22 protein-coding genes are annotated in these 23,821 nt (G+C 72.4%); 8 read left to right on the top strand and 14 right to left on the bottom strand.

Annotation, left to right across the window (positions count from 1 at the left end):
- Positions 1-5: 5 nt before the first annotated feature.
- The 4 genes from ACZ7L1_RS11565 to ACZ7L1_RS11580 form a co-directional block, all read right to left on the bottom strand.
- The gene (locus ACZ7L1_RS11565) at positions 6-1,124 is read right to left on the bottom strand and encodes an LLM class flavin-dependent oxidoreductase (RefSeq protein ID WP_471436241.1); all 1,119 of its coding nucleotides are present in this window, start codon (positions 1,122-1,124) and stop codon (positions 6-8) included.
- A 113-nt stretch (positions 1,125-1,237) separates the two neighbouring features.
- Complete coding sequence (locus tag ACZ7L1_RS11570; protein WP_471436243.1) at positions 1,238-2,014, bottom strand: SDR family NAD(P)-dependent oxidoreductase; 777 nt, start codon at positions 2,012-2,014, stop codon at positions 1,238-1,240.
- Between the two features lie 12 nt (positions 2,015-2,026).
- Positions 2,027-2,932, bottom strand: a complete 906-nt coding sequence (locus ACZ7L1_RS11575; protein ID WP_471436406.1) for a TIGR03619 family F420-dependent LLM class oxidoreductase — start codon at positions 2,930-2,932, stop codon at positions 2,027-2,029.
- 50 nt (positions 2,933-2,982) lie between these two features.
- A complete protein-coding gene (locus ACZ7L1_RS11580) occupies positions 2,983-4,227 on the bottom strand; it encodes an amidohydrolase family protein (protein WP_471436244.1) in 1,245 nt (414 codons plus the stop codon).
- A gap of 253 nt (positions 4,228-4,480) precedes the next feature.
- On the opposite strand from ACZ7L1_RS11580, the gene afsR reads away from it, so the two are divergent.
- Both afsR and ACZ7L1_RS11590 read left to right on the top strand, forming a co-directional pair.
- Complete coding sequence (gene afsR, locus ACZ7L1_RS11585; RefSeq protein ID WP_471436246.1) at positions 4,481-7,423, top strand: SARP-family global regulator AfsR; 2,943 nt, start codon at positions 4,481-4,483, stop codon at positions 7,421-7,423.
- Positions 7,424-7,634: 211 nt separating this feature from the next.
- Positions 7,635-7,799 carry a hypothetical protein gene (locus tag ACZ7L1_RS11590; RefSeq protein ID WP_471436247.1) on the top strand — a complete coding sequence of 55 codons (165 nt, stop codon included), beginning with the start codon at positions 7,635-7,637 and terminating at the stop codon, positions 7,797-7,799.
- Between the two features lie 160 nt (positions 7,800-7,959).
- Here ACZ7L1_RS11590 and ACZ7L1_RS11595 read toward each other — a convergent pair whose 3' ends face one another.
- The gene (locus ACZ7L1_RS11595) at positions 7,960-8,997 is read right to left on the bottom strand and encodes a questin oxidase family protein (RefSeq protein WP_471436249.1); all 1,038 of its coding nucleotides are present in this window, start codon (positions 8,995-8,997) and stop codon (positions 7,960-7,962) included.
- A gap of 72 nt (positions 8,998-9,069) precedes the next feature.
- Positions 9,070-10,692, bottom strand: a complete 1,623-nt coding sequence (locus tag ACZ7L1_RS11600) for a FadD3 family acyl-CoA ligase (RefSeq protein ID WP_471436251.1) — start codon at positions 10,690-10,692, stop codon at positions 9,070-9,072.
- 107 nt (positions 10,693-10,799) lie between these two features.
- Between ACZ7L1_RS11600 and ACZ7L1_RS11605 the strand changes: the two genes are divergently transcribed.
- Genes ACZ7L1_RS11605 through ACZ7L1_RS11615 form a run of 3 tightly spaced genes read left to right on the top strand, consistent with a single transcriptional unit; the run spans position 10,800 to position 13,201 of the window.
- Positions 10,800-11,948, top strand: coding sequence for a lipid-transfer protein (locus tag ACZ7L1_RS11605; protein WP_471436252.1), 1,149 nt, complete (start codon positions 10,800-10,802; stop codon positions 11,946-11,948).
- Between the two features lie 36 nt (positions 11,949-11,984).
- Positions 11,985-12,425: a Zn-ribbon domain-containing OB-fold protein gene (locus ACZ7L1_RS11610; RefSeq protein WP_471436254.1), complete on the top strand. Its 441-nt coding sequence runs from the start codon at positions 11,985-11,987 to the stop codon at positions 12,423-12,425.
- Positions 12,422-13,201: an enoyl-CoA hydratase/isomerase family protein gene (locus tag ACZ7L1_RS11615; RefSeq protein ID WP_471436256.1), complete on the top strand. Its 780-nt coding sequence runs from the start codon at positions 12,422-12,424 to the stop codon at positions 13,199-13,201. Before ACZ7L1_RS11610 ends, ACZ7L1_RS11615 begins: the two co-directional genes overlap by 4 nt.
- Positions 13,202-13,338: 137 nt before the next feature.
- On the opposite strand, the gene ACZ7L1_RS11620 is transcribed toward ACZ7L1_RS11615, so the two are convergent.
- Together ACZ7L1_RS11620 and kbpA are read right to left on the bottom strand one after the other, a co-directional pair.
- The gene (locus ACZ7L1_RS11620; RefSeq protein ID WP_471436258.1) at positions 13,339-15,684 is read right to left on the bottom strand and encodes an outer membrane protein assembly factor BamB family protein; all 2,346 of its coding nucleotides are present in this window, start codon (positions 15,682-15,684) and stop codon (positions 13,339-13,341) included.
- 241 nt (positions 15,685-15,925) lie between these two features.
- A complete protein-coding gene (gene kbpA / locus ACZ7L1_RS11625) occupies positions 15,926-16,663 on the bottom strand; it encodes an AfsK-binding protein KbpA (protein WP_471436259.1) in 738 nt (245 codons plus the stop codon).
- A 155-nt stretch (positions 16,664-16,818) separates the two neighbouring features.
- On the opposite strand from kbpA, the gene ACZ7L1_RS11630 reads away from it, so the two are divergent.
- Positions 16,819-17,454 carry a TetR family transcriptional regulator gene (locus tag ACZ7L1_RS11630; RefSeq protein WP_471436408.1) on the top strand — a complete coding sequence of 212 codons (636 nt, stop codon included), beginning with the start codon at positions 16,819-16,821 and terminating at the stop codon, positions 17,452-17,454.
- A 127-nt stretch (positions 17,455-17,581) separates the two neighbouring features.
- Here the strand turns inward: ACZ7L1_RS11630 and ACZ7L1_RS11635 are convergent, their stop codons facing one another.
- Both ACZ7L1_RS11635 and ACZ7L1_RS11640 read right to left on the bottom strand, forming a co-directional pair.
- Positions 17,582-18,055: a nitroreductase/quinone reductase family protein gene (locus tag ACZ7L1_RS11635; protein WP_471436261.1), complete on the bottom strand. Its 474-nt coding sequence runs from the start codon at positions 18,053-18,055 to the stop codon at positions 17,582-17,584.
- Entirely contained in the window at positions 18,052-19,269 is a 1,218-nt protein-coding gene (locus ACZ7L1_RS11640; RefSeq protein ID WP_471436263.1) for an acyl-CoA dehydrogenase family protein, read from the bottom strand. Before ACZ7L1_RS11640 ends, ACZ7L1_RS11635 begins: the two co-directional genes overlap by 4 nt.
- A gap of 102 nt (positions 19,270-19,371) precedes the next feature.
- On the opposite strand from ACZ7L1_RS11640, the gene ACZ7L1_RS11645 reads away from it, so the two are divergent.
- Positions 19,372-20,547 carry a thiolase C-terminal domain-containing protein gene (locus ACZ7L1_RS11645; RefSeq protein WP_471436265.1) on the top strand — a complete coding sequence of 392 codons (1,176 nt, stop codon included), beginning with the start codon at positions 19,372-19,374 and terminating at the stop codon, positions 20,545-20,547.
- 113 nt (positions 20,548-20,660) lie between these two features.
- Positions 20,661-21,326 carry a pyridoxine/pyridoxamine 5'-phosphate oxidase gene (locus tag ACZ7L1_RS11650; protein WP_471436267.1) on the top strand — a complete coding sequence of 222 codons (666 nt, stop codon included), beginning with the start codon at positions 20,661-20,663 and terminating at the stop codon, positions 21,324-21,326.
- Positions 21,327-21,333: 7 nt separating this feature from the next.
- Here the strand turns inward: ACZ7L1_RS11650 and ACZ7L1_RS11655 are convergent, their stop codons facing one another.
- Genes ACZ7L1_RS11655 through ACZ7L1_RS11670 form a run of 4 tightly spaced genes read right to left on the bottom strand, consistent with a single transcriptional unit; the run spans position 21,334 to position 23,740 of the window.
- Positions 21,334-22,206 carry a GNAT family N-acetyltransferase gene (locus tag ACZ7L1_RS11655; RefSeq protein WP_471436269.1) on the bottom strand — a complete coding sequence of 291 codons (873 nt, stop codon included), beginning with the start codon at positions 22,204-22,206 and terminating at the stop codon, positions 21,334-21,336.
- 39 nt (positions 22,207-22,245) lie between these two features.
- Positions 22,246-22,860: a GNAT family N-acetyltransferase gene (locus tag ACZ7L1_RS11660; RefSeq protein ID WP_471436271.1), complete on the bottom strand. Its 615-nt coding sequence runs from the start codon at positions 22,858-22,860 to the stop codon at positions 22,246-22,248.
- Positions 22,861-22,892: 32 nt separating this feature from the next.
- Positions 22,893-23,291, bottom strand: coding sequence for a Zn-ribbon domain-containing OB-fold protein (locus ACZ7L1_RS11665; protein WP_471436273.1), 399 nt, complete (start codon positions 23,289-23,291; stop codon positions 22,893-22,895).
- On the bottom strand, positions 23,288-23,740 hold the full coding sequence (locus tag ACZ7L1_RS11670) for a DoxX family protein (protein WP_471436275.1): 453 nt from the start codon (positions 23,738-23,740) through the stop codon (positions 23,288-23,290). The genes ACZ7L1_RS11665 and ACZ7L1_RS11670 overlap by 4 nt, the downstream gene beginning before the upstream one ends.
- Positions 23,741-23,821: the final 81 nt, after the last annotated feature.

The following is a 23,821-nucleotide window of genomic DNA, read 5'->3' on the forward strand; positions in this document are numbered from 1 at the left end:
ACCCCTCAGGCAGCCTGACGGAAACGGCTGGTCCGGTGGACCGGGTCCGTGTCGATCTTCGGGATCACGTGCTCCCCGATCAGCCGTATCGTCTGGAGCGTCTCCTCCTTCGGCATCCCGACCGGCAGCCCGAAGCTGAGCTGGTCGGCGCCCGCCTGCTCCCACCTCTTGCACTGCCGCAGCACCTCGTCCGGGTCCCCGCAGATGAGCAACTCCTCCTCGATGAGCAGTTCGAGGAATTCCTCGGTGTACTCGGGGAGCGTCTTCGGCCACACGGGGAAGCCCTCGGGGCGGGGGAAGGTGTCGTGGTAGCGGAAGACGAGGGACGGCAGGTAGTGCAGTCCGCCGTCGACCGCGATGCGGATCGCCTCCTCGTGCGTGGGCGCGCAGATCGCGGTGCTCGTCACCATCACGTTGTCGTTGACGAAGTCCCCGACGGGCTCGGCGTCCACGACCGCGGTCTTGTACTGCTCCAGCACCCACTCCATGTCGGAGACCTTCTGCACGCTGAAGCCGAGCACCCCGAGGCCCTTCTTCGCAGCCATGGCGTACGAGGACGGGGACCCGGCGGCGTACCACATCGCGGGGTGCGACTTCCCGTACGGCTTGGGCAGCACCTTGCGGGGCGGCAGCGACCAGTGCGTGCCCTGGAAGCCCTCGTACTCGTCCTGGAGCCACATCTTCGGGAACTCGGCGATGGTCTCCTCCCAGATCTCCTTGGTGAAGTTCATGTCGGTGATGCCGGGCAGGAAGCCGAGGATCTCGTGGGAGCCGGCGCCGCGTCCGCTGCCGAACTCGAAGCGGCCCTCGCTGAGGTGGTCGAGCATGGCGACCTTCTCGGCGACCTTCACCGGGTGGTTGACCGGGGCGAGCGGGTTGAAGATCCCGGAGCCGAGGTGGATGCGCTCGGTGGCGTGGGCGAGGTAGCCGAGGAAGACGTCGTTGGCCGAGAGGTGCGAGTACTCCTCCAGGAAGTGGTGCTCGGACGCCCAGGCGTACTTGAATCCGGATTCGTCGGCTTGGATGACGTACTCGGTCTCCTCCATCAGCGCCTTGTGCTCCGCGAGCGGGTCGGTCTCGGCCCGCTTGCCCACGTATCCCTGTACGAAGAGCCCGAATTCCACGGAGGTCACCGTCCCCACGAGTATCTATCTGACGTGTCGTCAGCTTGGCTTGCCGCCGACTGTCGCACCGACCCGTCGGACCGTCAACAGCTGACGGTTAGTCAGATCGTTGCTCAGGCGATCGAGACCCCGGCCAGCCACCCGCCGTCGATCACGAACGGCTGCCCGGTGATGTACGAGGAGTCCCCCGAGGTCAGGAAGAGCGCGAGCCGCGCCACCTCATCGGGCCTGCCGACGCGGCCCAGCGGTACGAGCCGGCGGTACAGCTCGTCCAGGGCGCGGGACGTCTCCTGCGGGTCCGCCTCCGGGTCCAGCCGGGACGGATTGGACATAGGGGTGTCGATGGCCCCCGGGCACACGGCGTTCACCCGTATCCCCCGCGGCGCCAGCTCGATCGCGGCGACCCGGGTGAGGCCGAGGACGGCGTGCTTGGTCGCCGCGTACGTCCCCACGGCCGCCATCCCGGTCATCGCGGTGTAGGAGGCGGTGTTGACGATGGTGCCGCCGCCGGCCGCCGCGATCTCGGGAGCGACGGCCCGGATGCCGAGGAAGCAGCCGACCTGGTTGACCTGGACGACGCTCATGAACTCGTCCAGGGGTGTGTCGAGAAGCGCGTTGAACCGCAGGATTCCCGCGTTGTTGACGAGCCCGTCGATATGCCCGTACGCCCCTTTCGCGGCGGCCACGGCGGTGGCCCAGTCGGCCTCGCGGGCCACGTCCAGGTGGACGTACGACTGCCCCAGCTCCTTGGCGAGCGCCTCCCCCTGGTCGTCGAGCACGTCGGCGAGGACGACCCGGGCGCCCTCCGCCGCGAACAGCCGCGCCTCCTGCTCGCCCTGCCCGCGCGCCGCCCCGGTGACGATGACGACGCGCCCGTCCAGCTTGCCCATGCGGCTTTCTCCTCAGTCCAGGCGGGGCGCGACCTCGGCCCCGAACGCCGCGATCTGATCGGTGAGCTCGGCGCGGCTCCGGCTGCGGAACCGCACCTGGATCTGGTCCACGCCCATCGGCCGGTACGCCCGCAAGGACTCCGCGATCACCTCCGGGGCGCCGCCGAGCGTGCGCGACCCGACGTCCCAGTGGGCCTGACCGACGTAGAGGGGCTCGGTGATGGCACCGAGGGTGAAGGGGCCGTCCAGGCCCGCCTGTTCGCGGAGCTGCCCGATCCGGGCGATCCGCGCGGGCAGCCGGTGGCGCGGGTCCCCCTGCGGCAGCCAGCCGTCCCCCTTGAGCGCGGCCCGGCGGACGGCGGCGGGCGAGGAGCCGCCCACCCAGAAGGGGATGCGCGGCTGGGCGGGCCGGGGCCGCTGCCCGAGCCCTTCGAAGTCGTACGCCTTCCCGTGGTGGACGGGGAACTCCTCGGGCCCGAGGGCTTCCCGCAACGCGTCGATCGCCTCGTCGAGCAGGGGCCCGCGCCGCCCGAAGTCCACCCCCAGCGCCTCGAACTCCTCCCGCACATGCCCGGCCCCCACCCCGAGGACGAGCCGTCCGCCGGAAAGGTGGTCGAGGGTCGCGTACTGCTTGGCGGTGACGAGCGGATGCCGCAGCCCGACGACCGCGACATGGCTGAGCAGCCGCACGCGCCCGGTGACGGCGGCGAGGTGCGCGAGCGTGGCCACCGGGTCGTACCAGACGGTGCCCATGGCGGCGGCCAGCCGGCGCGGGATGGCGACGTGGTCGCAGCAGGCGACGTAGTCGAACCCGGCGGCGTCGGCGGCCCGGGCGACCGCGACCAGGTCCCCCGGACCGGCCCCGGCTTCCCAGGGCTCGGCGTAGAGCGTGGACTGCGACTGGACGGGGAGCTGCATCCCGTACCGCAGGCGCCCGTCCCGGAGGTGCCCGTCCCCGGGGTCCCCGCTCAACGCCTGCCGCCCGGCCACAGACCGTCCTGCGTCAGCCCCAGCAGCTCGATGGCGTTGCGCCGCACGATCCGCTCGACGACGTCCGGCTCCAGGTGCCCCATCTGCGCCTCGCCGACCTCCCGGGACTTGGGCCAGGTGGAGTCGGAGTGCGGGTAGTCGGTCTCGTACAGGACGTTGCCGACGCCGATGGCGTCCAGGTTCCGCAGCCCGAAGGCGTCGTCGAAGAAGCAGCCGTGGACGTGCTCGGCGAACAGCTCGGACGGTGGGCGGTGCACCTTGTCGGCGACGCCGCCCCAGCCGCGGTTCTCCTCCCAGACGACGTCCGCGCGTTCGAGGATGTACGGGATCCAGCCGATCTGCCCCTCCGCATACATCACCTTCAGGTTCGGGAACCGCTCGAACTTGCCGCTCATCAGCCAGTCGACCATGGAGAAGCAGCAGTTCGCGAAGGTGATCGTGGAGCCGACGGCGGGCGGGGCGTCGGCGGACGTGGACGGCATCCTGCTGCTCGAGCCGATGTGCATCGCGATGACCGTCCCGGTCTCGTCACAGGCGGCGAGGAAGGGGTCCCAGTCGTCGGTGTGGACGGAGGGCAGGCCGAGGCGGGGCGGGATCTCGGAGAACGCGACGGCGCGGACGCCGCGTTCGGCGTTTCGGCGCACCTCGGCGGCGGCGAGTCCGGCGTCCCAGAGGGGGATGAGGGTGAGGGGTATGAGGCGTCCGCGCGCCTCGGGCCCGCACCACTCCTCCACCATCCAGTCGTTGTACGCCCTGATGGACAGCAGTCCGAGCTCGCGGTCCTTGGCCTCGGTGAAGGTCTGTCCGCAAAAGCGCGGGAAGGTGGGGAAGCAGACGGCGGACCGGACGTGGTTGACGTCCATGTCGGCGAGGCGCTGCGGAACGTCGTACGAGCCCGGGCGCATCTGCTCGTAGGTGATCACCTCGAGCCTGATCTCGTCCCTGCTGTAGCCGACGGCGGTGTCGAGGCGGGTGAGGGGCCGGTGCAGGTCCTCGTACACCCACCAGTCGCCGAGCGGGCCCTCGTCGCCGGGGGCGCCCATGACCGGAGCGAACCTGCCGCCCAGGAACGTCATCTCCTTCAGGGGCGCGCGGACGATGCGCGGACCGATGCCCCGGTACTTCGCCGGGAGCCGGTCCTGCCAGACGTTCGGGGGCTCCACGGTGTGGTCGTCGACGGAGATGATCTCCGGGAAGGCGCTGCCGGTCGCTGAGGTCTCCATGCCGGTCAAGGTAGCGCCGAACTGACGGGCCGTCAGCTACTGCGGACGGAAGGACGCTCGTGCCAGAGGAAGACAGGGCGCTCCTGATACGGGAGGCCGCGGCGCCCGGGATATGGGGAGAGCGTGTGGGAACCTTGTGACGCACCGCACGGTGGCCTGTGATCGCCGTCTCCCACGGCTGACGCATCCGCCATGAACAAGGCAAACTGGCCTCTTGATTGTGGACGGTTCGGCAGGGGGCCAGGGGGCAACGATGGACGGTGTGCCGCGAGTACCTGAGCAGCGGGGTCCCGAGGATTCGGTGACACTGCGCTTCGGTGTGCTCGGACCGGTGCGCGCCTGGCGCGGGGAGGAGCTGCTGGCCACCGGCTCGCCGCAACAGCGCGCCCTGCTGGCCGCGTTGCTGATGCGCGAGGGCCGGACGGCGACGGCGTCCGAACTGATCGACGCGCTGTGGGGCGACGACCCGCCTCCGCGGGCCCTGGCGGCGCTCCGCACCTACGCCTCCCGTCTGCGCAAGGTGCTCTCACCGGGTGTCCTGCTCAGCGAGTCGGGCGGCTACGCAGTGCGGCTGGGCGAGCCCCGCTCCCTGGACCTGGCCGCGGCCCAGGAGCTGGCCGCGGAGGCGGAGAAGGCGAAGAACTCCGGGGACCTGTGCCATGCCCGGCACATCCTGAACGAGGCGCTCGCGCTGTGGGACGGGGAGCCGCTCGCAGGAGTGCCCGGCCCGTACGCGGAGGCGCAGCGGGCCCGTCTGGAGGAATGGCGCCTGCAGCTCCTCGAATCCCGCCTCGACATGGACCTGGAACAGGGCTGCCACGCGGAGGCGGTCTCCGAACTCACGGCCCTGACGGCGGCGCACCCCCTGCGCGAGCGCCTGCGGGAACTGCTGATGCTGGCGCTGTACCGCTCCGGCCGCCAGGCCGAGGCCCTGGCGGTCTACGCGGACACGCGCCGCCTGCTGGCCGACGAACTCGGGGTGGACCCCCGCCCGGGCCTGAAGGAACTCCAGCAGCGCATCCTCCAGGCGGACCCGACCCTGGCAGAACCGTCGGCACCGGCACCCGAGCCCTCGGCCGTCCCGGTACGCCCGGCGCAGCTCCCGGCCACCGTTCCGGACTTCACCGGCCGCGCCGCCTTCGTCGCCGAACTGAGCGAGGTGCTGGCGTCGGCGGAGGGCCGGGTGATGGCGGTGTCGGCGCTGGCGGGCATCGGAGGCGTGGGCAAGACGACGCTGGCAGTGCACGTCGCCCACCGGGCCCGGTCGACCTTCCCGGACGGCCAGCTCTACGTGGACCTGCAGGGCGCGGGCCCGCGGGCCGCGGAACCGGAGACGGTGCTCGGCTCCTTCCTGCGCGCCCTGGGCACCGCGGACTCGGCGATCCCGGACTCGCTGGAGGAGCGCTCGGCCCTGTACCGCTCGGTGCTGGACGGCCGCCGGGTGCTGGTCCTGCTGGACAACGCGCGCGACGCCGCCCAGGTACGCCCACTGCTGCCCGGCACCGAGGGCTGCGCGGCCCTGGTCACCTCCCGGGTCCGCATGGTCGACCTGGCGGGCGCGCACCTGGTGGACCTGGACGTGATGTCGCCGGACGAGGCGTTGTCGCTGTTCACGAAGATCGTGGGCGAGGAGCGGGTGGCGTCCGAGCGCGAGGCCGCCCTGGACGTGGTGGCGGCGTGCGGCTTCCTGCCGCTGGCGATCCGCATCGCCGCGTCCCGCCTGGCGGCGCGCCGCACCTGGACGGTCTCGGTCCTGGCGGCGAAGCTGGCGGACGAGCGACGCCGCCTGGACGAACTCCAGGCCGGCGACCTGGCGGTGAAGGCGACGTTCGAGCTGGGCTACGGCCAGCTGGAGCCGGCGCAGGCGCGGGCGTTCCGGCTGCTGGGGCTGGCGGACGGCCCGGACATCTCGCTCGCGGCCGCCTCGGCGGTCCTGGCCCTCCCGCTGGAGGAGACGGAGGACCTGCTGGAGTCCCTCGTCGACACCTCTCTGCTGGAGTCGGCGGCACCCGGCCGCTACCGCTACCACGACCTGGTCCGACTCTACGCGCGTGCGTGCGCGGAACGGGACGAACATCCGCCGAGCGAGCGGGATGCGGCGATGTCGCGGTTGCTGGACTTCTATCTGGCCACGGCGGCGGGGGTGTACGCGATCGAGCGGCCGGGGGATCGGCTGGTGGATCACCTGGAGAAGACCCGGACCACCGGCCTGGTCTTTCCGGACCGGCGTGCGGCCCAGGACTGGCTCTACTCGGAAGCCGTCTCGCTGCTCGCGTGTGTCCGCCAGTCGTCCGACGGCGCCCGGCTCAGGCGCGCGGTCGACCTGTTGTGGGCAGCGGTGGATCTGGCGGAGTCCGGGGCGAACTTCAAGGAGTACGAGGCGGCGGCCACTGCCCTGCGTGATGCGGCGCGTGCGGCGTCGGACGGCCGTTCGGAGGGTCGGGCGAACCTCGTTCTGGCCAACGCCCGCCACTGGTCCGGCTACTTCGACCAGGCGGATCAGGAGGCACGGGAGGCCCTGAGGTTGTCCGAGGCCGCAGGCGATCCGCTGCCCTGCTGCTGGGCGGCAAACATCCTCGGGGCCTTCGCCTTTTACCAGAGCCGCTACGGTGACGCCGAGGACTACCTCGAGCGGGCCATCAAGGACTTTCGCGCCTGCGGTGACCTGCCGGGCACGGCGACCGCCCTGTGCAACCTCTCCCGCTTGCACCTGGCGACAGACCGTGCCGACAGCGCCATCAGCCTCGCTCGGCAGGGCACTGAGATGTACGAGGAGCTCGGACACACGCTCAAGGCCGCGAACGGCCATTACGCGCTTGGCCTGGCCTTGAGCAAGAACGGCCAACAGTCCGATGCCTCCGACCGCCTCATGCAAGCCCTCCAGGTCTTCCGGGCAAGCCGCCAGCGGCTGTGGGAGGGCATGACCCTGTTCCGTCTCGCCGAGGTGGATCTCCTGGCCCAGCGCCCCGCGCAGGCCGCCGCCAACGCCGAGATGGCCCTCGCCATGCTCAGGGGCATCGGCGGGGAATGGCGCCGGGGAAACGTGCTCACGGTCCTCGGCAAAGCGCTGACCGGACTAGGGCAGTCCGGACGGGCCCAGGTCTGCTGGCGAGAGGCCCTCGAAATCTACGAGGGGCTGAACTCCCCAGAGACCGCCGAAGTGCAGGCGCTGTTGGCTCCCGCGGCGGCCGCGTAACGCACGACACGGACGTTCATCGTTCGTTTATCGCCGCCAGGCACTCTCTTGTTTGTCGATCCGTCGTGTCGGGGGCAGACGGACCGCCGGTGAGGTCGCCTGACTCGCAGTCTAGGGTGGGCGACTTGAGTGGCCCGTCCGGCCACCCTCGGGGGAGTGGCCGGACGGGCCGACGACAGTCCGACAGCAACAACCAAGGGGAGGCACCAGCATGAGCGACACCACCAAGGGCGAGCCGGTCGTCAAGCCGGACAACACGCACATCACCGACGCCGAGGCCGGCACCGAGGTTCAGCCGCTCAACACGCACATCACCGATGTCGACGACGGCGAAGCCACCCCGGACAACACGCACATCACGTCGGACCCCAGCTAGACCTTCTCCGCACGGGGATCGGCCGCGACGGCGCGGAGGGGGAGCCGTCGCGGCCGAAGTGTCATCCGGCTCAAGACGATCCCTGCCGGGATGCGTTCACCGCAGGAGCGGGATGCGTTCACCGCGGGAGCCCCCCGAGCAGCCCGGCCCGCTCCAGCCCTCACAGCTCCTCGATCAGCCCGGCTGCGCGGATCACCGCCGTCAACGCATCCGGCTCCCCCGTGCGTTGGTGGACCTCGAGGCAGGTGTCGGCGAGTTTGACGACGTGTTCGTCACCGTGGTGGACGGCCAGGGCGAAGACTTCTTCCGCCGACTCGGGGGCCGTGGGGAGGCTGTGCCGGGGTGCGGGTGCGGCGGGGGTGTAGGCCGCGGTCACGGCGGCGCTCGCTGCCCAGGCCGCGTGCAGGCTCGTCGCCCACTGGGGGCGCGGCAGTGCCGGCAGGGTGCGCAGGACGGCCATGGGGGCGGTCGCCGCGTGGACCAGCATGACGGGCGAACCGTGGGCGTTGGCGAGGTAGTGCACGACCGCGGCGGTCGTCAGGTCGGCCAGGCGGGCCCGGGCCTCGTCGGCCTCGGTGGCGGGTCGCAGTGCGGCCAGTGCGGTGGGCCAGTCGGGCAGGTCCGTGAGCTGGTCGAGCCGGTGGTTGATGCCCGCGGTCTGGTCGGGGACCCGCGGGACAGCGGCGAGAGCGGATGCCGGGTCGGCGGTTCCAGAGGGGGTGGCGAGCGGGACCCGTTGCCAGCGTGCCGCCCAGTAGCCGAGGGCTTGGCCCAGTTCGGCCAGGCGCGGCTCGTCCTCGTGGTCCAGCAGGGCGTGGACCGCGTGGCCGGTGCGGATCACGCCGTGGGTGGCGCCGGCCGCGATGCCCGGCAGCAGCCTTGGCCACCATGTCGCCAGGACCGTACGCCAGGGTTGTTCCCTCAACTCGTGGTCGAAGAACGCGAGCCAGTCACCGAGGCGACGCGGATCCCCGAGTGCCGTGCGCCAGTCGTCGGCCGTGATGGGCCAGGTGCCGCGCGGCAGATCGTCCAGCCGGCGTGAGTAGAGGTCCAACCAGCGGTGGACCTGGCAGGCATGGCCCCGTCTGACCATGGCTTCCACTGCCATGGGGCCGTGATTGCTCAGCCAGCCCTCGAACTCCGGTCCCGTCCGGTGCAGCCGTTCGTACGCCTCGTCGAGTGTGCCGTCGATGGTCATGGGACCTGACGGTAGGCCGGGGTCGGCCTTTCATCATCAGGCCGCGGATCGAGATTCCACCCTCCATCGGGCCTACGTCGCGCCGAGGCCCTGTCGCGTGCGCCCGCGCAACTCCCCCTTCACCACCTTCCCGCTCACGTTTCTCGGAAGGGCCTCGACGAACTCCACCTCTCTCGGGACCTTGTAGTTCGCCATCGCGCGGCGGGACCACGCGATCAGGTCGTCGGACGTCACCACCGCTCCCGGGCGTCGTACCACGTACGCCTTCCCCACCTCCCCCAGCCGCGCGTCCGGGACGCCGATCACCGCCGCCTCCGCCACATCCGGGTGCAGGGCCAGCAGTTGCTCTATCTCCGCCGGGTACGCGTTGAAGCCGCCCACGATGAACATGTCCTTGACGCGGTCCGTGATGCGGAGGTTGCCCGCTGGGTCCAGTGCTCCGACGTCTCCCGTGCGGAGCCAGCCGTCCGGGGTCAGGGTTTCCGCCGTGGCCGTCCCGTCCTCGAAGTAGCCCTGCATGACGTTGAAGCCCCGGACCAGGATCTCCCCCGGAACTCCCGCGCCGAGCGGTTCTCCCTTCGCGCCCACCACCCGTACCTCGACTCCCGGGATCGGGCGACCCGACGTCGTCGCGACCACCTCCGGTGGATCACTCCTGCGGCACATCGTCACGAAACCGCTCGCCTCCGACAGGCCGTACGCCGTCAGGACCGTCTCGACGCCGAGTTCGTCCCGTAGCCGTTCCACCAGGCGCAGCGGCACCACCGCCGCTCCCGTCACCACCAGGCGCAGTGCGGAGAGGTCGTAGGAGGCCCGTGACGGGTGGTCCAGCAGCGCCTGGTGGAGGGTGGGCGGGCCCGGCAGGACGGTCACCCGCTCCGCCGCCGTGTTCGCCAGTGCCGTGTCCACGGTGAACACCGGCTGCGGGATCATCGTGGCGCCCCGCATCAGGCAGGCCAGCACCCCGGCCTTGTAGCCGAACGTGTGGAAGAAGGGGTTGACGATCAGGTAGCGGTCGCCCTGCCGCAGACCCGTCAGGTCCGCCCACGTCTCGTAGGCCCTCAGGGTCTGCGCGTGCGTGATCACCGCGCCCTTGGGGCGGCCCGTCGTGCCCGAGGTGAACACGATGTCCGAGGGTCGGTCGCCCGTCACGGCAGATGACCTGCGCCGTGCCTCCGGCTCGCCCATCCCCTCCCCGCTCGCGAGGAACTCCTTCCAGGTGCGGAAGGCCGCCGGGGCGTCGTCCGCGAGGACCACCACCTGGTCCAGGTGCGGCAGCCCTGGCAGCGGACCGTCCCCGGGCCCCTCCCCCGCTGCCCTCCGCAGCGCCGCCACATACGACGTCCCGAGGAACGCGCCGGTCACGAAGAGCAGTTTGGCCCGGCTCCGGTGCAGGACGTGGGCCGCCTCCGAGCCCTTGAAGCGGGTGTTGAGCGGTACCAGGACCGCGCCCGCCGACACCGCGCCCAGCGCCGACACGACCCAGTCGAGCGTGTTCGGCGCCCAGATCCCGACGCGGTCGCCGACGCCGATGCCGTTCGCGACGCAGGCCGCCGTCGCGCGTTCGACGCGGGCGCCGAGTTCGGCGTACGAGGTCCGGGTACGGCCCTCGACGACCGCCTCCGTGTCGCCGTAGCGACGGGCCGCGCTTCGCACCAGCTCCGGAATGCTGCCCCACTCCAGGTCACCGCGCACGGCGTCCTCCCCACGGTACGCACGGCCGATCGTCCTAGCTGACTAACCGTCAGATTACCTGTAACCTGACGCACTGTCAGCCGCCGTAATTCCGCGGAGGTGCACCCATGGCGGGGTTCAAGGACGCGGCCGCCGTCGTCGGCATCGGACAGACCGACTTCGCCAAGCGGCTCCCGGAGTCCGAGAAGGCCCTGGCCTGCCGTGCCGTCCTCGCCGCCCTCGACGACGCCGGGATCGCGCCCGGTGAGGTCGACGCGCTCGCCTCGTACACCATGGAGGAGACCGATGAGGTGGAGGTCGCGAAGGCCCTCGGGCTCGGGGATCTCACCTTCTTCAGCAAGGTCGGGTACGGGGGCGGCGGCTCCTGCGCGACGGTCGCCCATCTCGCCGCCGCCGTCGCCACCGGGCAGGCCACCGTCGGTGTCGCCTGGCGGTCCCGCAAGCGCGGCAGCGGGCCCCGGCCGTGGAAGAACACGGCGGTGCAGCTTCCCACTCCCGCCCAGTGGACCCGGCCCTTCGGGCTCCTCAGGCCCGTCGACGAGATCGGGATGCTCGCGCGCCGGTACATGCACCAGTACGGGGCAACCAGGGACCACCTCTTCAACGTCGCCCTCGCCTGCCGGAACCGGGCCAACCAGAATCCCGCCGCCATGATGTACGAGCGGCCACTGACCAGGGACATGTACATGAGCTCCCGCTGGATCAGCGAGCCGCTCTGCCTCTTCGACAACTGCCTGGAGACGGACGGGGCGTTGGCCTGCGTGGTCGTCTCCCGCGAGCGTGCCCGTGACTGCCGGCAGCGGCCCGTCTACGTCCACGCCGCCGCCCAGGGGCTGCCCGCCCAGCACCACGGCATGGTCAACTACTGGAACGACGACCCGCTCACCGGCCCCGCCTGGACCGCCGCCAGGCACCTGTGGAAACACGCCGACTTCGCCCCCGACGACGTCGACGTCGCCCAGATCTACGACGCGTTCACGCCGCTGATCCTCCTCTCCCTGGAGGGGTACGGCTTCTGCGGCCGGGGAGAGGGCGGGGCGTTCACCGAGGGCGGTGCGCTGGAGACCGGTGGACGGCTGCCCGTCAACACGGGGGGCGGCGGACTGTCCGAGGCGTACGTCCACGGGTTCAACCTGATCAACGAGGGCGTGAAGCAGCTGCGCGGGACCAGCACCGCCCAGGTTCCGGGCGCCGCCACCTGTCTCGTCACCGCCGGCGAGGGTGTCCCGACCTCCGCCCTTCTGCTGAGGAACTAGCTCAGGAACCAGCTCAGGAACTGAAGGAGCCGCGCCGTGCCTCCCGAGACCCTCCCCGCACTCCTGTCCCCCGTCCCCGACGACGACGGCGCCCCCTTCTGGGAGTACGCCGCCCGCGGCGAACTGCGCGTCCAGGCCTGCTCCGACTGCGGCGAGCCGCGCTTCCCGCCGCGGCCCTGCTGCCCGCACTGCCGGTCCTTCGCGAGCCGGTGGCGGCGGATGAGCGGGAAGGGGAGGATCTGGTCGTACGTCGTCCCGCATCCGCCGCTGCTCCCGGCGTACGCCGCACAGGCCCCGTACAACGTGATCCTGGTCGAGCTGGCCGAGGCGCCGCGCATCCGCCTGGTCGGGAACCTCGTCACCGGACCCCGCGCGCCCCTGAACTCCGTGCCGCCCGAGCGGGTCCGGATCGGTGCGAGAGTGCAGGTCGTCTTCGACGGGGACGGGTTGCCCCGGTGGGTGCTGGAGCGGTCGTGAGTCAAGGGCTGCGGATCAACGCGGACAAGGACACCGGGGTCGCGGTCGTCACCCTTGACCGGCCCGGGAGGCTCAACGCCGTGGACCTCGCGACGGCCGGTGAACTGGCCGCCTGCTGGCGCGCGTTCAGGTTCGACGACTCCGTACGGGCCGTCGTCCTCACCGGTGCCGGGGAGCGGGCCTTCTGCACCGGGCTCGACCGGGACGCGGACGTGCCGCAGCCGGGCTCGCCGTACATGCTGGACGATCCGCTGCTGAGGATCGGCCCGAAGGCGAACGACCTGTGGAAGCCGGTGATCGCCGCGGTGCGCGGCATGGCCTGCGGCGGGGCGTTCTATCTCCTCGGCGAGAGCGAGTTCGTCGTCGCGGACGAGACGGCTTCGTTCTTCGACCCGCACACCACCTACGGGATGGTCAGCGCGTACGAGGCGGTGTACATGGCGCACCGGATGCCGTACGGGGAGGCCGCCCGAATGGCACTGATGGGGACCGCCGAGCGGATCTCGGCGCGGCGGGCGTACGAGATCGGGCTCGTGTCCGAACTCACCGCGCCCGGCGGCGCGCTGGAGGCCGCGGTGCGCTGTGCCGCCGTCGTCGCCTCCTGTCCGCCCGAGGGCGTGCAGGGCACCGTACGGGCGCTGTGGGCGGCGAAGGAGGCGGCACGGGCGCAGGCCCTGGCGCAGGCACCGGCGCTGATCGCACTCGGGAACCTGTCGGCGGAGCGGCAGGCGGAGTTGTTCGCGGCGCGGCGGAGGGATGGGTTCCGATTGCGGTGAGGCATCGCCCGGTCCCCCTCCGGGCCGCCACGGTATGGCACGTCCCGACCACAGCGCGTAGCGTCAGGGGTGACGGCCGCCGCCCCGAGCCCCTTCCGTCCGGTCCGGTGCGACGGCCGTCTCCCCCGCCCGGTGGCTCAGGTGGTGCGGGACGTCCCCGTGCCCTTCTCGGCGTCCAGTGCGTACACGCAGCGGTCCTTGCTGCACGCGTACACCACGCCGTCCTTCACCACCGGGGCGCCGGTAATCTCGCCGCCGGTGGCCAGCTTCCAGCGCAGGCGGCCGTCGTCGGCCTTCAGCGTGTACAGCAGGTGGTCCGTGGAGCCGAAGTGGATGCGGCCCTCCGCGACCGCCGGGGAACCCACGATGTCGCCGCCCGCCTGGAAGCGCCACTTGGGGGTGCCGGTGACCGCGTCGAGGGTGTACAGACCCTTGCCGCTGCCCACGTGGACGTGCCCGCCGGCCACCAGCACCGGGTCGATCGCCGCCCGGGACTCGGTGGCGATGCGCCAGCGGTCGCGGCCGTCCGCCGCGTCGAGGGCGTACACCGTGCCGAGGTAGTCCGCGAGGTAGACGCCGCCGCCCGTCACCGCCGGGCCCGGTGCGAAGGCGGGCGGGCTCAGGAAGACCGCCGGCGCCTCGAAGTGCCAGCGAAGCATGCCGCTCGCCACCTCCAGGGCCAGGACCCGGGTGCCGGCGCAGACGTACACACAGCCGTCGGTCGCGTGGGTGAGGCGTACGGGAACCCCGCCGCAGGAGGCCGCGTCGCCGATGGGGTACGACCAGCGCTCCTCTCCGCTGCGGGCGTCCAGGGCGCGCAGCCGGGCGTCCTGCCACACGTACGCCGTGCCGTCGTGGAGCGCGGGGCCCGCCTCCGGGGTCTCGAACTCGCTCTGCGCGCCGGTGAGCTCCCACAGCTTCCGGCCGCCGGACGCCTCCCACGCCTGGACGCCGCCGCCGCGGGTGGCGGTGACGACCGTGCCGCGGTCGGCCTTGAGGGAGTACACCCAGCCGTCCATCTGCAGCCGCCACAGATCGGTGCCCTCGCGGGCGTCCAGGGCGAACAGGGTGGGCCCGTCGGAGGCGTGGACACGGCCGTCCGCGACCGACATCGACCAGGCGACGTCGCGGGTCTTGAAGCGGCGGCGGCCGGTCGCCACGTCCAGGGCGTGCACCTCGAAGGAGGTGACGTAGACCAGGTCGTCGGCGACCGCGGGAGTGCCCCACACGTCGTTCGACATGCGGAAGCGCCACGGGCGCCAGCCGGGGGCGGCATCCGGGGGCACGGGCGGCGCGGGGACCGCGGGCACGGCCCCGGGCGCGCCGTTGACCCCGGCCCCCGGGCGGGACCAGGACGCGGCGAGCGCGGCGTGCGGCGGCGGCGCCTGCAGCGCGGCGGCCCGGGCGTCGGCGACCCGCGGCCCGGGGCCGATCGGCACGGAGGCGCCCGCGAGCCGCACCGGCCCGGAGTCGGGCGCGCCGACCGGCACCGGCACCGGGTCGCGGGAGGGCGGGGGCGGCACCGCGGGGCGCGCGCCGCCGCCGCTGCGGTTGCCGGAGGTGGAGGTGGAGGGCTTGGTGGCGGGGCGCCCGCCGCGGCGGCCCTCGATCAGGGTGACCGCCTTCTCGGGCAGCCACGCCGACGCCGTACCGCTGTCGTCGGAGCCGGAGCCGAACAGGTGCGGGGCGAGCTGCGCCTGGAGGTCGGCGGGGTTGGGGCGGGCGGTGGGGTCCATCTGCATGCAGGACTCGATGAGCGGGCGCAGCTCGTCCGGCAGTCCGGACAGGTCCGGGCCTTCGCGCAGCAGCATGAAGACGGTCTCGACGGGGTTCGCGCCGTGGAAGGGCGGGTGCCCGGTGGCCGCGAAGACGAGCATCGACCCGAGCGAGAAGACGTCGCTGGCGCCGGTGACGCTGCGTGAGTCCTTGGCCTGTTCGGGGGACATGTAGGCGGGCGTGCCGACGGCCACGTTGGTCATGGTCAGACGGGTGTTCGATACACCGGAGGCGATCCCGAAGTCGATCACCCGGGGGCCGTCCTCCACGACGAGGACGTTCGACGGCTTCAGGTCCCGGTGGACCAGGCCCGCCCCGTGGATGGACTGCAGGGCCTCGGCCACGCCTGCCGCGAGCCAGCGCACCGCCTGGGCCGGCAGCGGGCCGCACTCGGTCACTATCTCCTCGAGGGAGGGCGCGGGCACATAGGCGGTGGCGAGCCAGGGCACGGCCGCGCGCGGGTCGGCGTCGACCACGGCCGCCGTGTAGAAGCCGGAGACCGCCCGGGCGGCCTCGACCTCGCGGGTGAAGCGCACCCGGAACAGCTGGTCCTCGGCCAGTTCCGTGCGCACCGTCTTGATCGCCACGCGCCGACCGGACGCCGAGCGCGCGAGATAGACCAGCCCCATGCCGCCGGCACCCAGCCGTCCCAGCACCTCGAACGGCCCGATCCGCCGCGGATCGTGCTGCGTCAGCTGATCCACCACTTGCCTGCCACCTCCCCGTACGGGTCGCGTCATGCGCCTTGTGCACGCGACCCCGTGCAGCGTCTCACCACCGCACCGCCATGGCGGCACGCACCCCGATTCTTCCTGTCCGGGCGTGTGGAAGCTAACCCGAGGGCGGAACGGGGTGTCTCAGGACAAAAGCATGGCGCACGAGGGTACGGGAAGCGGGCGCCCGCATGGTGGAACAGAGGCCTGCGGACAAGGGGTCTGCGGGGCCGCGTCAGCGCTGGAGCAGCGCGAAGGAGGCCCCCTGGTCGTCGCTGACCACCGCCACCCGTCCGTACGAGGTGTCGAACGCCGGTACCTGTACGCGCCCGCCCAGCCTGGCCACCGCGTCGAGCACCGCCGCGCCGTCCCGGACGCCGAAGTGGACGAGGAAGTGCGGGGGCATCTCCGCGGGGAAGACGTCCTCGAGCGGGGCCCGCCCGAAGTCGGGGACGGCGCCGGGGCCGAACAGGGCGTCGTGGAAGAGGCCCGTGTAGAAGGTGTTCGCGGCGGCGGTGTCCCGCGTGTACAGCTCGGCCCAGGTGAAGGAGCCGGGCTCGTGCCGCTTGCCGAAGCCCGCGTGCGCCCCTGGCTGCCAGAGCCCGAACACGGCGCCCTCGGGGTCGGCGGCCAGCGCCGCGGTGCCGAGGCCGTCCACGGGCTCGGGCAGGGCGACGACCTGGCCGCCGGCCGCCAGGATCCGCCGGGCGAGCGCGGTGGCGTCGGGGGTGGCGAAGTACACCGTCCAGACGGTGGGCATCCGCCCGTCGACCTTGCGGGTCAGCGCGGCCACCGGTTCGCCGCCGAGGTGGGCCCACACGGCGGAGCCGGGCGCCTCCTCGAAGCTCCACCCGAAGAGCTCACCGTAGAACCGCTTGCCCGCCTCGACGTCGGGCAACTGCGCGTCGATCCAGCACGGGACGCCCTCGGGGAAGGGGCGGTCGTGCGAAGACGATGGCGGATTTTCGGCCATGCTGCCAAGCTAACGTGCACGACCCGTGGAGCGCTCGCGGGCGTACTCCCTTTTCACCGCCTCCGAAGCGGGTGCAGGCCCCTGTACTCCCCATTTGCAGTCGGCCGAATCGCGCTTCGATCACCCCTCGGTAAGCTGACGGCATGACAGGACAAGTGCGTACCGTCGACGGCCGCGTGGCCGGTCGACGCGGGCAGGCGACGCGGCAGAAGCTGCTCGACTGCCTCAGCGAGATGCTCAGCTCCTCGCCTTACCGCGACGTCAAAGTCATTGATGTCGCCCGGAAGGCGGGGACGTCACCGGCGACCTTCTACCAGTACTTCCCGGACGTCGAGGGCGCCGTCCTGGAGATCGCGGACCGAATGGCCGCGGAGGGCGCCGGGTTGACCCAGCTGCTGGAAGGCCGCTCCTGGGCCGGGAAGGCCGGCTGGCAGACCGCGCAGGAACTCGTGGAGGGGTTCCTGGAGTTCTGGCGCAAACACGACGCCATCCTGCGCGTCGTGGACCTCGGCGCGGCCGAGGGCGACAAGCGCTTCTACAAGATCCGCATGAAGATCCTGAACTCGGTGAACAACTCCCTCGCGGACTCGATCGCCGACCTCCAGTCCAAGGGCAGGGTCGACAAGGACGTGAACCCGGCGGCCGTGGCGGGCGCGCTCGTGGCGATGCTCGCGTCCGTGTCCTCGCACCAGAAGGGCTTCACGTCCTGGGGCGTCAAGCAGGCGGAACTGAAGCCGAACCTCGCGCTGTTGGTGTATCTGGGCGTCACCGGCAGGAAGCCGACGAAGTAGTCCCGGCCACGGCACTGTGCCGCGACGGCGCCAAGTCCTGTCACCCAGGCGGCGGTTCACCCGAGTGGGCCGCCGCCTGTCGCGCCGACCGGCCCACCGTGCCACTGCCCCGTGTCCAGGAGCGCGGTCACCGCGGTACGACCCGGAACAGCCGGATCTCCCGCTCCACCCGCTCCTGGTACGTGGCGTACGGCGGCCAGAACGCCAGTACCGCCTTCCACGCGGCCTCCCGCTCCCGCCCCCGCAGCAGGTGGGCCGTGACCGGGATGTCCTCGCCCTTGATGCTGATCTCCGCCTCGGGGTGGGCGAGGAGGTTGTGGGTCCAGGCCGGATGGCCGGGCCGCCCGAAGTTGGAGCCGATCAGGAGCCAGCTGCCGCCCTCCTCCGGCATGCACGCGAGCGGCGTACGACGCGCGAGACCGCTTCTCGCGCCGGTGGACGTGAGGATCACACCCGGCAGCATCTGCGCGCTGAGCAGTACTTTTCCACCGGTCAGCCGGTACACCGCGCGGTCCAGGACGGGCACGACGTGCGGTGCGACCCTGCCGAAGGCCCGCGTGGCGGACACCTTCTGCACGATCCGGACACCGAGGGCCGTCACACCGCCACCTCCCCGCGCTCGAAGAGCCCCGCCGCGTCCGCCGCGTGCGCCCGCAACCGGTGCACGGGCCCGAACAGCAGCTCGTCGCCGGTGGCCCGTTTGAAGTAGAGATGCGCCGCGTGCTCCCAGGTGAACCCGATGCCGCCGTGCAACTGGATGCCCTCGGCAGCGGCGGTCCGCAGCGCCTGAAGGGCCTCGGCGAGCGATAGCCCGCCGACCTGCCCACCCGTCTCCCGCCACCGCCCTTCCAAGGAGGCGCCTGCTGATTCCTTCGCACCGGCCCAGGCCGCGTAGTACGCCGCCGAGCGCGCCGCGCGCACCCGCACGTACACGTCGGCCAGCCGGTGCTTCACGGCCTGGAAGGACCCGATGGGCCGCCCGAACTGCTCCCGCCGACCGACGTACTCCACGGTCCGCTCCAGCACCCGGTCGGCGGCGCCCACGGCCTCGCAGGCGAGCACGGCGGCGGCACGGTCCCCGACCGCGGCGAGCGCCCCCGGCACGTCGGCACCGTCCTCACCGAGCAGTTCCGCCTCGGTCTCGCGGAGTTGGACCCGGGCGCAGGGCCGCGTCCCGTCGAGGGCGGTCTGCCGGGTACGGACGGCACCGTCCCGTACGAGGAACAGCAGCGTCCGCGACCGCGCGAACCCCCCGGCGTGCCCGGCCACGACCAGCAGCCCTGCGCTGTGCCCGTCGAGAACCTGCGCCGCCTCCCCGTACAGCCGCCAGGTGCCGGCCGCCCGCCGCGCCTGGATGCCACCGGCCCGTCCGCCGCCCGCCCAGTCGCCCCGGTTGTCCCCGGTGAGGGCGAGGGCGGTGGCGAGGGCGGTGCCCGGGACGGCGAGGGTGGCGGTCAGCTCCCCGGCGGCGATCCGGGGCAGCAGTGCGCCGCGCTGGGCGTCGGTGCCGAGGGCGAGCAGCAGGGGCGCGGCGAGGACCGCGGTGGCGAGCAGCGGGGAGGGAGCGAGGGTCCGCCCCACCTCCTCGCAGGCGAGGCCGAGTTCGGTGGTGCTGCAGCCCGCGCCGCCGTAGGCCTCGGGGAGCGCCAGCCCGGGCAGACCGAGCTGTCCACCGAGGGTGGCCCACAGGGCGGGGTCGTGCCCGGCGGCGGTCCCTGCGGCGGCGCGCACGTCCTCTGGCCCGCAGCGCCTGGCCAGCACCTCGCGCACCGTACGGCGGATCTCGTCCTGTTCGGCGGTGAAGCGTGTGTCCATGCCCGATCGCCCCTTTCCCGCTCTGATGGTTCGTCATATTACGGCGACCGGTCTTCGCACGCACAGGCTCCGACACCGCATATCTGATGTACCGTCAGATCCATGACTGCCAGGTCCGGCCAGCGCACCGCGGTCGTCGGAGTGGCGCTCTCCGACTGCGGGCGGGTCGACGACGCGACCCCGTACGCCCTGCACGCACAGGCCGCCCGCCGCGCCCTCACCGACGCGGGCCTGGACCGGGCGGTGATCGACGGCTTCGCCTCCGCCGGGCTCGGCGCACTGGCGCCGGCGGAGATGGCCGAGTACCTCGGCCTGCGGCCCACCTGGGTCGATTCCACCTCCGTCGGCGGCTCCACCTGGGAGGTCATGGCGGCCCACGCGGCGGACGCGATCGCGGCGGGCCACGCCCGGGCGGTGCTGCTGGTCTACGGTTCCACGGCCCGTGCGGACATCAGGGCGGGCCGCCGCACGGGCACCCTGTCCTTCGGCGCCCGCGGCCCACTGCAGTTCGAGGTGCCGTACGGCCACACGCTGATCGCCAAGTACGCGATGGCGGCCCGCCGCCACATGCACGCCCACGGCACGACGATCGAGCAGCTGGCCGAGGTGGCGGTGCAGGCCCGGGCCAACGCGGCGGGCAACCCGGAAGCCATGTTCCGGGACCCGATCACGGTCGGGGACGTCCTGGCGGGGCCGATGATCGCGGACCCCTTCACCAGGCTGCACTGCTGCATACGCTCCGACGGCGGGGCGGCGGTCCTGCTGGTGGCCGAGGAACTGGTACGGGACTGCCGGACGCGGCCGGTGTGGGTGCTGGGGGCCGGGGAGCACGTCTCGCACACGACCATGTCCGAGTGGCCGGACTTCACGGTGTCCCCGGCGGCGGTGAGCGGCCGCCTCGCCTTCGAGCGGGCCGGAGTGCGCCCGCAGGAAGTCGACTTCGCGGAGATCTACGACGCCTTCACCTACATGACGCTGGTGACACTGGAGGACCTCGGCTTCTGCGGGAAGGGCGAGGGCGGGGCGTTCGTGGAGAAGGGGCGGCTGCTGGTGGAGGGCGGGGAGCTGCCGGTGAACACGGACGGGGGCGGGCTGTCCGCCCAGCACCCGGGGATGCGGGGGCTGTTCCTGCTGGTGGAGGCGGTACGGCAGCTGCGGGGCGAGGCCGGGGCACGGCAGGTCCGCAAGAGGGGCGGGCGGCTGCCGGAACTGGCGGTGGCGTCGGGGACGGGGGGCTGGTTCTGTTCGTCGGGGACGGTGGTGCTGGGACGGGGGTGAGGGCGGCGGGGGTGAGGGCGGCGGGGGTGAGGGCGACGGGGGTGAGGGCGACGGGGGTGAGGGCGGCCGGGGGCGGCGAGGACGGCGTTCCGGGGTGACGGATACTCGGGGGCATGGCAACGGATCTTCACAAGCTGCTCAGGTCCCTGCGGGTGTGGGACCCGGAGACCACCGAGCTGCCCGCCTTCGACCCGGCGGCGGCGCCCGGGGAGCCGCTCGCGCTGTTCACGGAGTGGTTCGCGCAGGCGGTGGCGGCGGGGCAGACCGAGCCGCACACCGTGTCGCTGGCGACGGCGGACGCGGACGGCACGCCCGACGTGCGGATCGTGATGCTGCACGGCGCGGACGCGGACGGCTGGTCGTTCGCGACACACGCGGGCAGCCGCAAGGGGCGGCAGCTGGCGGCCCGGCCGTATGCCGCCCTCGGCTTCTACTGGCCCGTGCAGGGCCGCCAGATCCGGGTGCGCGGCCCGGTCACGGCCGCGCCGTCGCAGGAGGGGCAGGCGGATCTGCACGCCCGCTCGACCGGTGCGCTGGCGGCGGCACTCACCGGCCGCCAGAGTGAAGTGCTGGGCTCCACCGAGGAGTTGGCACGGGCGTCGGAGCAGGCCTGGGAGCAGGCGCAGCGTGAGCCGGGCGCCCCGGTCCCGTCCTGGACGCTGTACCGCCTCCGGCCCGAGGAGGTGGAGTTCTTCCAGGGGGACGCCAGGCGCCGGCACGTACGCCTCCGCTACCGCCGGACGGAGGCCGGCTGGACGACGGAACTGCTGTGGCCGTGAGGAAGCGTCAGACGTCCCCGAACTCGTAGCGGGCGAAATCCGTCACCGGCCGGTACCCGAGGCGCTGGTAGAGGCCGTTGCTCGTGGGGTTCGCCAGGTCGGTGAAGAGCAGGACCTCCTTGGCGCCCGCGTCGAGCGCGGCCCGGCTGACCGCCGCGGTGGCGGCCCCGGCGTAGCCGCGGCCGCGCAACGGGGCGGGGGTGTAGACGGTGGCGACGCGGACCTGCCCGGCGACCTCGGGTGTCACGCTCGCCATGGCGCGGGGCGTACCGTCGGGGGTCTCCCACAGTGTGACCCCGCCCTCCGCGAGCCGGCTCCGGGCCCAGCGGTCCGGGTTGGGCCCGGGATTCTCGCCGACGTCCGCCGAGAACCCGGCGTACCACCGGGCAACCAGCTCGTGGTCGTCCGCCCCGGCGACTCGGGCGCGACCGGGCGGCGCGGGATCGGGCGGGGTGAGGGTGCCGAGGCGGTAGAGCCGTTGGCGCTGCGCGAGGCGGGCGGGGGCCCCGGTGCGGCGCTCCCAGACGGCGACGAACACGGCGGTGGCCTCCGCCGGTCCCATGACGGACGGGATCGCCCGCCCGTCCTGCACCAGCCGTGCCGCCAGCCCGTCGGCGGCCTCGTCGGTGAGCGGCGTCAGGTTGAGCGGGTAGGGCGGCGTCTGGAAGACGGTGGCCCGTACGGTGCCGTCGCCGTCGACGAGCCGGCCGTAGTACGGCGGCTCCTCACCGAAGACGGTCCGCCCCTCCGTCCGGAGCCTGTCGGTGACCGTCAGCTGGACGGTGTGCAGCGCGGGCTCGGACCACAGGAACGCCCCGGCCCGGTCGAGGAACTCCTCGAGGTCATCGGTGAACTGCCAGTCGTACGCGTCTGAGGCCATACGCCACGATCTCGTGAACCACCGTGCCGCGCATGCGATTTACGCCTCCTGATGGGGAACCGTCGGCTCCGGGTCGCTCGCGATCCTGGCGTGCAGGTGCACGTCCCGGAACGCGTCGTGCCGTCCCGCTTCGAACATCGCGTCGCGCAGTGTCCCCTCGTACCGGAAGCCGCACCGCTCGGCGATACGGCAGGACGCCTCGTGGCCGAGGGCGTGGCCCAGTTCCAGGCGGTGCAGGCCGAGGTCGGTGAGGGCCCAGCGGGCGGCGAGCGCGAGCGCGCGACCGGCGACCCCGTGCCCGCGGGCCTCGGGCAGGACCCAGTAGCCGACGCGGGCGAGGCGCAGGACGCGGTCGATCTCGTTGACGCCGAGGTGTCCCAGCGTCCTCCCGCTCGCCGCGTCGGTGATCCGGAACGACACGTTGGTCCCGTTCGCCGTGTCCGCCGCCTTCGACCGCAGCGACTCGCGTGCGTCGGCCATGTCCCGCACGATCTTCAGCGGCGTGTTCCACCGCGTGAAATCCGGGTCGGTCAGCCCCCGGAACCATGCGTCGAGGTGGGCGTCGGACTCCGGGTCCCAGAAACTCAACCGCAGACCGTGTCCCTCAAGTTCGGGAACGGGGTGGCTGAGGGTCCTCTCGCGTATGTCGGCCATCGGGCCATTCAATCAATCGGGACCGGATGCGATCACCGGTTTTCCCACGGCCGGAAGACGGGCACGCCCTCCCGGAAGGCCACCTCCAGCGCCATGCCGATCCTCAGCCCGGACGGTGCGCACCCCACCACCTCGGTCATCATGCGCGGCCCCTCCGCGAGGTCGACCACGGCGGCGACGTACGGTGCGCGCCCGTCGAAGGGCGGCAGGTCGTTGCGGTGGACGACGGACCAGGTGTAGAGGGTCGCCCGGCCGCTCACCGGCTCCCAGGTCACGTCGTCGCTCCAGCAGGACGGGCAGAACTCGCGCGGGTAGTGGTGGGCGCGCCCGCAGGCCGCGCAGCGGCGGACCAGCAGCCGTCCCCGCGCCGCCGCGTCCCAGTAGGGGCGCGTGAAGGCGTCCACGTCGGGGACGTCGAAACGCCCGCTCACCGGAACAGCCCCAGCGCGCCGTCCACCGACCACGTCTGCCACGACATCCCGAACAGCGCCACCACGGAGATCAGCGCCATCATCGAGTTCTGCCCCTGCTCGGCCCAGTCGTGGATCATGAGGACGAAGTAGAGGACGTTGAGCACGAGCCCGCCGGCCAGGGTGACCGGTGTGAGGAAGCCGGTGATCAGCCCGAGTCCGAGGGCGAGTTCCGCGTACGCCACCACGTACGCGACCGTCTTCGGCCTGGGCGCGACCACCGCGTCGAAGCCGCTGCGCACCGCCGTCCAGCGGTGCTCGGCGGCGATGTCCGCCGCCCACGCGATCCCGGTCCCCCGCTCGAACCACGCCTTCTTGTCCTTGTGCCGCCAGCTCTCCAGCCACCACAGCCCGAGCCCGATACGCAGCACGGCGAGCCATTCCCCGCCGGTGAGCCAGATCGTGTCCATGGGCTCTCCTGCCGCCGACCACATCTGACGGTACGTCAGTTCAGCTCATGCGTGACACACGCGCAAGAGCGCGACCCCACC

Source organism: Streptomyces sp. NPDC107546, from assembly GCF_055639175.1.